The sequence below is a fragment of the Aphanizomenon sp. CS-733/32 genome, from assembly GCF_028330045.1.
GTDB classification, from domain to species: Bacteria; Cyanobacteriota; Cyanobacteriia; order Cyanobacteriales; family Nostocaceae; genus Dolichospermum; species Dolichospermum gracile.
Genome location: NZ_JAQMSE010000067.1, coordinates 1 through 8792, shown reverse-complemented (window position 1 = coordinate 8792; position 8792 = coordinate 1). Strand labels below are relative to the sequence as shown.

The following is an 8792-nucleotide window of genomic DNA, read 5'->3' as shown; positions in this document are numbered from 1 at the left end:
CGATAATCTCTAGAAACCTAACCCCCCTTCCCCCCTTCCCTACAAGGGAATGGGGGTTTCAAAGCCTCTCCCCGCGTCGGGGAGAGGTTTGGAGAGGGGTTTATTTATACATTAAAAACTTTTCAAACATCCTCTTAGAGGAACGAGAAAATTACTCCCTTCCCACACAAAGATAACCGATATTTTTTCTCTGTGTCCTCTGTGTCTCTGTGGTTCGTTTAAAAAAAATTAGTAATCTAACAGTAATATCAAGAATAATTGTAGCTTGCTTCCCGAAGGGTACGCAGATAAACGCAGATAAAGATGGACAATCAAAATTCAAAACATGATACTTTTACACAACATCCTGTAAATCCTTTAATCCTGGATATCCTGATTCAGACAATTAATTATGATGCTTCACTGGTAAAATCCACCTTGTCATAAATATCCGCAAGAGAAATTTGACCTGGAATAGAAGTTAAATTGAAAGTATCGTTAATATTTTCATATTCTAAAAACATCCATTTTCTATTATCAGTTTTTACATATTGTTCAACGTGAATTGTGTATTGGTCAATTAAAATATACTCTTGAAAACTAGCAATAGTCCGATAAGCTGCAAACTTTTCATCTCTATCATAACCTTTGGTAGATTTTGATAACACTTCAGTAATCATAACCGGGTTAGTAATAGTGTCATTTCTTCCTTCTTCAAATACTAGGGGAGTTTGAACAATCATTACATCAGGATAAGTATGAATCCGTCGTTTAGGAATCCAAAGTCTTTGATCTGTAACAAAGACTTGATAGGGTTGACGTTTAAGAGCAAAATTTAGCACAGCGTAAAAGTTGCCAGTAATTTGGTTATGATTTGGTGTTCCGCCTGTCATTGGTATAATTAATCCATCAATATATTCATGACGCAGTTCTGAATTTACCTCAAATTCTAGGTATTCTTCAGGTGAGTAGTAGCGTGTTTCTTGTGCAATAGTCATGATATTTAGATCCTTTTATTGCTTTACCATTGATGTTAGCTTACTCATATTTGATGTGTTATTAAATCTGCATCAACATCAAAAATTTCTTGTCTTACTTGCATATATTTTTCTCCTTGGTTCTTATCATTATTTATGGGGTAATAAAGTTTAGTTAAGTCTAAATATCAACATTATAGCGGTTATTGTGAGGATGCAATACAATTGAGGGCGCAGGCCCTGCGCCCCTACAGGTTTTGCGATTTGCTAACTGTATCCCACTTAACTGCATACCGCTATATCAAATTTTTAGTTGGGTTGCCCGATCGCTTAACCCAACCTACCATTTTTTAACTTTACTTTACGCAAAGACACAAAAAACACTTTGCGCCTTTGCCTCTTTGCGCGAAACAAAACTTAACTAGATTGAACCTTATCCCGCAGCGTCAGGTAATGGTTTTTTGGGTGTTGCTAGTTGCAGGATGATCTCTAGTAACCAAGGGGCGAGACGTTGGCATAATACGGCTAAGTGAGATTGCCAGCCAACTAGGATTTCTGCGGTATCGTTTTCTATGCCGATAACGAGCGCTTGGGCGACTTGTTCGGGTGTCATGGGAATTACTCCCCGAAATAAGTTCAAGTCACGCACCATGTCTGTTTCCGTGAGGGAAGGAAGTAAGGCGATGACACGGACATTGTGTTGGGCAAGTTCTTGACGTAGTGCCTGGGTAAATCCGACAATGGCAAACTTGGTGGCGGAATATGTGGCCATTGTCGGGGCGGCCACTTTCCCCATTAAACTGGAGACATTGACAATGATTCCTTGTCTTTGACTCACCATGCGTTTAGCTATCAAGCTGGTGAGGGTGTACATTCCCAACAAATTGACGGAGAGTTCTTCTTGCAGTTGGGGCAGTTTTGATTGTAGAAACGAGTTTTGATGTGCGACTCCGGCACAATTTACGAGGAGATGAATCGGTCCATAACTGCGCCACAGTTGAGCTACGGCTATGTTAACGTTGATGGAGTGGGTTAAGTCTAAAGCCATGATTGTAGTTTCTACACCTAAAGCTTCAATTTCGGCGGCTACTTCGGCTAACTTTTGGCGATCGCGTGCTACTAATATTAACCTTTTCATGCCTTGTTTGGCTAATTCTAGGGCGATCGCTTTACCAATGCCACGAGAAGCCCCAGTAATGAGTGCAACTTTTCCTTGAATCTTCATCGGTTTTCACCTCTAAATTCTTCATTTTTTGTCTTCCGTTTGCGTTCTTAGCAATCAACAGATCAGACAATTGATGAACGGTAAACAAAAATCAAATCTCTATACAGTGACAAGATGGAAGCTAATTTTTCTGCTCATTTGCAATACCCCTTTATTGCTTCTCGAAAGCAGAAATTCCCCGTTGTCAGGATTGTTTAATCAACATAAAAGACTTTTGGCAGGATGGATAAAGCTCATTGATTTCACCTCTTTTAAATAATCCGAGCATTCACCAGTGCTGTCGTACCCACACACATTAGCAACTAAATCAACTTATTGCAATATTTTTTAATCAGGATTTCTGATCAGTCGTTTTCGTAAAGTATATATATGGCAGTCGTGATTGATATAAGTTTTTATGAATAGTTAGCAATTTATATCATGATCCCCTCACAATAGGTTGAGTTTTGTTACCATGAATACATTTTTTTAAGTTATTCAAGACAATTAATTTGTTGCATTTCCATTTTTGGTGAAATATGGGGTTTCCTAGTCTAATGAGGTACAAAATTATCCGTGTTCATCTGTGTTCATCTGCGTTTAACCCACATTCCGTACCCCCCGGTGTCACAATCGGTAATTTTGGATTTTTGAATACATTAAAGGATGATTTTTATACAAAGAGATCGACATTTTAGGTAGCGATAGCGAAGCGCTGCTGCAAGCAGTTCGCTAATCCCAAATCCCCAAACGACCATTTTTCGTTGTGTGACAGTTTAGGGTGCGGAAGATGGGTTAGATGAACCCGATAATCTCTAGAAACTTAACCCCCCTTCCCTACAAGGGAATGGGGGTTTCAAAGCCTCTCCCCGCGTCGGGGAGAGGTTTGGAGAGGGGTTTATTTATACATTAAAAACTGTTCAAACATCCTCTTAGTTGGCTCTGACTTCAGTGATACTATGGGAAAAATTGAGTAGTCCGAATTGCATCGTCTATGGGCGTTGTATTGATGTTATTTTCCGTTTAAAACCCTTAACTTTAGATTGGTTTTATTGTGTTCACCTACTTAATTAAATCTAAAAACGCCACCATCGCCTTGCGCAATAACTAAAGATTGCCATAACTATAGCCCCAGAAAATAGTAGAGTAATTACACCACCAGGAAGGAAAGTGATAATACCCAATCCTCTCAGCATAAACAAGGAAACACTAATCCCCATGAGCATCCCAAAACCCTGGATTAATTTGCCATTTAAAGAAGATTGACTCACAGTATTTTTCTCTTAACTCGAATTTACACTCTGGAAAATGAACTTGAGACTAATTATCTGCAAAAACTTGATGAATGGACCTGTAATTAGAATTTAGTGAGTTAAACTCAATGAAATCATTAGGGTTAATCACTGAAAAAGTTACCAAAATCACTAGATCTGCATTATACTATGTCCAACTCAAATCTTAAAAATGTCGCTTACCCCACTCTACCGCTATTAGATACCCTCTGGAACCAAGATCAGCAAAGACGACTAATTCAGGGAGAAGTATTCACAGAAATTCGATCTCATACCCACTGGGGTGGTGCTGTTACTGCTTGGATGTATGTACCACTAGTTAGATCCCATGTCTGGCAACAAATTACAGATTACCCCCGTTGGGTCCAATATTTTCCCGATATTACCAAAAGCGAGGTTATATCCAGGGGAGATGTTAAACGTCTGTATCAGGCAGCACAAAAAGCCTTTTTATTTTTGACAGCCCAAGTAGAAATTTATCTGAGTGTGGTGGAAGTATTAGGACAGCAAATCCACTTTCAGATGGAAAAAGGTTCATTTACAGATTTTCACGCCAAGTTAGAACTTCAAGATATGGGTAATGGTACTCTGTTAGCTTATACGGTACAAGCCACCCCCAACATCCCTATTCCCGGGATTTTTATTGAACAAGCAATGAATTTGGAGTTACCAGCAAATCTGTGTAAAATGCGGCAGGTGCTTTGTAATCATCAATAATAGCAATGTCACAGGCAACAACTATTTTGGATTTTTGGTTTGGTCATCTAAATGACCCAAATTACGGGAAAATTCAACCGTTTTGGTTTGAAAAACAACCAGATTTCGATGCTAAGGTCTGCGACTTTTTTTTGGAAGATTACCAAAAAGCAGTAGCAGGATATTTACATGATTGGATGAATTCACCAGAAACCTGTCTAGCTTTAATTCTGTTGCTAGATCAATTTCCCCGAAATATGTTTCGCGATACTCCACAAGCCTTTGCAACGGACTGGGAAGCACTATCATTAGCGCAACACGCTACAAACAAAGGCTATGATAGAAAACTATTAGCTGTGCAACGCTGGTTTATATATTTACCCTTTGAGCATAGTGAAAATATAGGAGATCAGCGTAAGTGCATCAAACTATTTCAAAGTCTTAGCCATGATCCCTACAGTGCAAAAGCGATCGCATCAGCTTTTCAACACAAGGAAATAATTGCCCGATTTGGTCGTTTTCCCCATCGTAATGCCATTTTAGGACGTATTTCTACTCCAGAAGAAGAGGAATTTTTAGCTTCTACTGTTTAAGCTAAAAAAAATTGGCGTTGCTGATAGCCTGCGTGGCGTATCCCTGCGGGAGCCGGAGGCATTAGCCATATTGAGGTGAGGTACGAAATTCCCAAGTTGAACCTTTAAAACTCAAACCTCAGTGCGTCTTTGCTACGGCAGTCGCTCATGGGGGAAACCCCCAAGACCGCGCTGCCTCGCCTTTGCGTGAGACTAAAATTCATACCCTTAATCAGCAACGCCAAAAAATTTAATCTAAGCAATCATACATTAACTCTTATAGTATGTATTGATAAAACCAATGGTTTATTTCAATATATTTTTGATACTTTGCAGCAAGGCTTTACTCAAGTGTGGTAGTATAACCACCAAGGGTGTGTAACCTTGGTGACTTGACAAGAATATCAATATTTTACGGCAATATACTTTTCCTACTCAATAGCAAACCGTTAGTTTAACTGTGGTGATTTAACCTGTTGTTTTAGTTCAAACCTCGAAAAACATCATTTATTTTATGAACTTTTTAATTAATTCCGCGCTAACCTTAGCTTCTAATCAACTTAAATATTTTTCTCGTTTAAATAACTTCTGGCAGGTTTTTGATACTGCTTTTGGTACACAATACAACCGCAGCCTTGCGGAAATTCTGCGGTTACAGTGGGAATCTGGGGATTTTAGTCAACTTCCCCAAATAGAAGTTCTCGATAGTAGCATTCTTGGCGGTGCTAATGGCGCTTATGCTAGTAGTAAGAATAAGATTTATTTATCAAATACCTTTGTTGCTGCTGCTTCTTTAGCAGCTATTAGTGGGGTGTTGTTAGAGGAAATTGGGCATTTTGTAGATGCTAAAATTAACCAGACGGATAGTGCTGGAGATGAAGGGGCGATTTTTGCGGCTTTGGTCCAGGGTCAAAATCTGGATGTGGAGACTTTACGAGTATTAAAGGCAGAGGATGATCATAGTATAATTACTTTAAATGGGCAAAGCATACCAGTAGAGCAGTCAGTCAACCTAAGCATTTCCCCTAGTAATGTAACTCAAACGGAAGGAAATTTAGGCAATAAACCCTTTACCTTCACCGTCACCCGCACAGGTGACACCACAGGGACAAATAGTGTTAACTGGAGCGTAAATTCTCCTGGTAGTTTTGATGACTTTGCTAACATCACAGGTACTATTACCTTTGCACCTGGAGAAATATCAAAAGACATTATAGTTAATGTCAAGGGTGATCTTACTCAGGAAAACAATGAAACCTTTACCGTTAATCTCTTCAGTTTTAATAACAATGCAACAATTACCACAGCTACCGCAACGGGAACTATTACTAATGATGATTTAGCTTTAGCTACAATCCAACTGCCTTTCCCAATTAAACTAATTACAAAGCTTTCCCCATTACTTGTTGGTAATTTGCAGATAGTAGGTAACTATGCTTATGTAGCGACTGGATCTGATGGACTAGAAATTATAGACATCAGTGATCCGACTAATCCTATAATCAAGGGCAGATGGAATTATAATATTACTTCTGGTCTCGTAACTTCTGGCTATGTGTATGCAGTACAGGTAATAGGCAACTATGCTTATGCAGCTAGTGGTAGAGGATTAGAAATAATAGATATCAGCAATCCCACTGCTCCTACCCTCAAAGGCAATTATAATGATTCTGTCTGGAATGTGTCTGGCTTTGGTAGACGTGTGCAGGTATTAAACGACTATGCTTATATGGCTGCTGGTGATTCAGGACTACAAATCATAGATATCAGCAATCTCTCTAATCCTACCCTCAAGGGTAATTATGATACTGGCTATGCTAATAATGTACAAGTAATCGGCAACAATGCTTATGTCGCTGATGTATCAGGACTACAAATCATAGATATCAGCAATCCATCTAACCCTACCCTCAAGGGCAATTATAATATCACTGATTTCACTTATGATGTGCAAGTAGCAAGAAGCTACGCTTATGTCTCTAGTGGTACAGGACTACGAATCATAGATATCAGCAACCCCTCTAATCCTAGTCTTCAAGCCAGTTATGTTACTAAGAGAGAGGCTTACAATGTAGAATTAGTAGGCAATTATGCTTATGTATCTGGTGATAGCGGATTAGAAATAATAGATATCAGCAACCCCTCTAATCCCATCCTCAAGGGTTATTACAATTCAGGCAATATGCAAGTAGTAGGCAACTACGCTTACGTAGCTGGTACTTTTGGACTACAAATCATAGATATCACAGATATCACCAAAGCCATACCCAAGGGAAATTATGATACTGGAAACTATGCACAAAGTGTTCAGGTCGTAGATAATTATGCTTATGTATCCGCGTCTGATGCAGGACTGCAAATCATAGATATCACTGATCCGACCAAACCCATACTCAAAGGAGATTATGATACCCCAGGTTATGCCCATAATGTACAATTATTAGGCAACTATGCTTATGTAGCCGATGGACTTTCAGGATTACAAATTATAGATATCAGCAATGCTACTACTCCCACACTCAAGGGTAATTATGATACTCTAGGTTATGCCCATGATGTGCAAGTAGTAGGCAATTATGCTTATGTAGCCGATGGACTTTCAGGACTACAAATTATAGACATCAGTGATCCATCTGTTCCTAGCCTCAAAAAAAATTATAATACTCCAGGTGACGCTAATGATGTGCAAGTAGTAGGCAATTATGCTTATGTAGCCGATGGACTTTCAGGACTACAAATTATAGACATCAGTGATCCGACCAAACCCATACTCAAAGGCAATTATAAAAGCACCTATGCTGATAATGTGCGGGTAGTAGGCAAATATGCTTATTTGCTTGACGATTACTCAGGAATAGAAATTATAGATATCAGTGATCCAAGCAAACCAACACTCAAAAGCAAAGATGACTTTAGTTTTAGTTATGGTTATGACGTACAAATAATAGGCAATTACGCTTATGTAGTTGATGATCGAGAAATAAGGGTTATTGATGTGGGTGACTTTACTGATACTAACCAAGCACCCACCAACATCACCTTAAATAACAGCACAATTGCCGAAAATCAACCCATTAATACAAAAATTGGTAATTTCACCACCACAGATCCAAATACAGCAAACACCTTCACCTATAGCCTAGTATCAGGAACAGGTGATACAGATAATGATTCATTTATTATCGTTGGTAATAATGAGTTACAAACCAAAGCCGTATTTGACTATGAAACCAAAAACAGTTACAGCATTAGAGTCAAAACCACAGACCAGGGTGGGTTATCCTTTGAGAAACAATTAACTATTGGTATAACTGACGTTAACGAAACTCCCACCAACCAAGCGCCCACCAACATCAGCTTAAATAACAGCACAATCGCCGAAAATCAACCCATTAATACAGTGGTTGGTAATTTCACCACTACAGACCCAGATGAGGGAAACACTTTCACCTATACCTTGGTAAGCGGTACGGGAGACACAGATAATAATGTCTTCACCATTACCAATAATGAACTCAAAACCAACTCTGGATTTGACTATGAAACCAAAAACAGTTACAGCATTAGAGTCAAAACCACAGACCAAGGTGGGTTATCCTTTGAGAAACAATTAACTATTGGTGTAACTGACGTTAACGAAACTATTGCCAATCTAAGTATTTCTCCCAGTAATGTAACTCAAACAGAGGGAAATTCAGGTACAAAAGCCTTTACCTTCACTGTTACTCGCAGTGGAGATACCAGTGGTAGCAGCAGTGCTAATTGGGCAGTAACCGGGTCTGGTACTAACCAAGCAGATGGAGTTGATTTTGGTGGAACTTTTCCAACTAGCACGGTGGGTTTTGCAGCAGGTGAAACCACTAAAACTATCATAGTAGATGTGTTAGGAGACACCACTGTTGAGCCGGATGAAGGGTTTACAGTTACCCTTTCCAACCCGACCAATGCTACCATTACCACTGCTACTGCTGTAGGAACTATCCAAAACGATGATGTTGTTGCTCCTGGACTGGCGATCGCCCCTACCAATGCCATTCAAACAGAAGGAAATATAGGCACAAAAGCCTTTACT

At 39.2% G+C, this 8792-nt stretch carries 6 protein-coding genes; 3 read left to right on the top strand and 3 right to left on the bottom strand.

The genetic code is table 11. The features are described 5' to 3' along the window. Positions 1–389: 389 nt before the first annotated feature. The 3 genes from PN471_RS05525 to PN471_RS05515 all read right to left on the bottom strand — a co-directional run bounded on the left by PN471_RS05525 (position 390) and on the right by PN471_RS05515 (position 3431). On the bottom strand, positions 390–977 hold the full coding sequence (locus PN471_RS05525; RefSeq protein ID WP_271775987.1) for a Uma2 family endonuclease: 588 nt from the start codon (positions 975–977) through the stop codon (positions 390–392). A gap of 412 nt (positions 978–1389) precedes the next feature. Beyond that, positions 1390–2181: an SDR family NAD(P)-dependent oxidoreductase gene (locus PN471_RS05520; RefSeq protein WP_271775986.1), complete on the bottom strand. Its 792-nt coding sequence runs from the start codon at positions 2179–2181 to the stop codon at positions 1390–1392. A 1055-nt stretch (positions 2182–3236) separates the two neighbouring features. Beyond that, positions 3237–3431, bottom strand: coding sequence for a hypothetical protein (locus PN471_RS05515; protein WP_271775985.1), 195 nt, complete (start codon positions 3429–3431; stop codon positions 3237–3239). Positions 3432–3602: 171 nt separating this feature from the next. Here PN471_RS05515 and PN471_RS05510 point away from each other — a divergent pair, with 171 nt between their 5' ends. The 3 genes from PN471_RS05510 to PN471_RS05500 all read left to right on the top strand — a co-directional run. Further along, on the top strand, positions 3603–4169 hold the full coding sequence (locus PN471_RS05510) for an SRPBCC family protein (protein ID WP_271775984.1): 567 nt from the start codon (positions 3603–3605) through the stop codon (positions 4167–4169). 5 nt (positions 4170–4174) lie between these two features. Then, positions 4175–4741: a DUF924 family protein gene (locus tag PN471_RS05505; protein WP_271775983.1), complete on the top strand. Its 567-nt coding sequence runs from the start codon at positions 4175–4177 to the stop codon at positions 4739–4741. Between the two features lie 493 nt (positions 4742–5234). After that, the coding region (locus PN471_RS05500) for a cadherin domain-containing protein (RefSeq protein WP_271775982.1) at positions 5235–8792 on the top strand (3558 nt) is incomplete at its 3' end.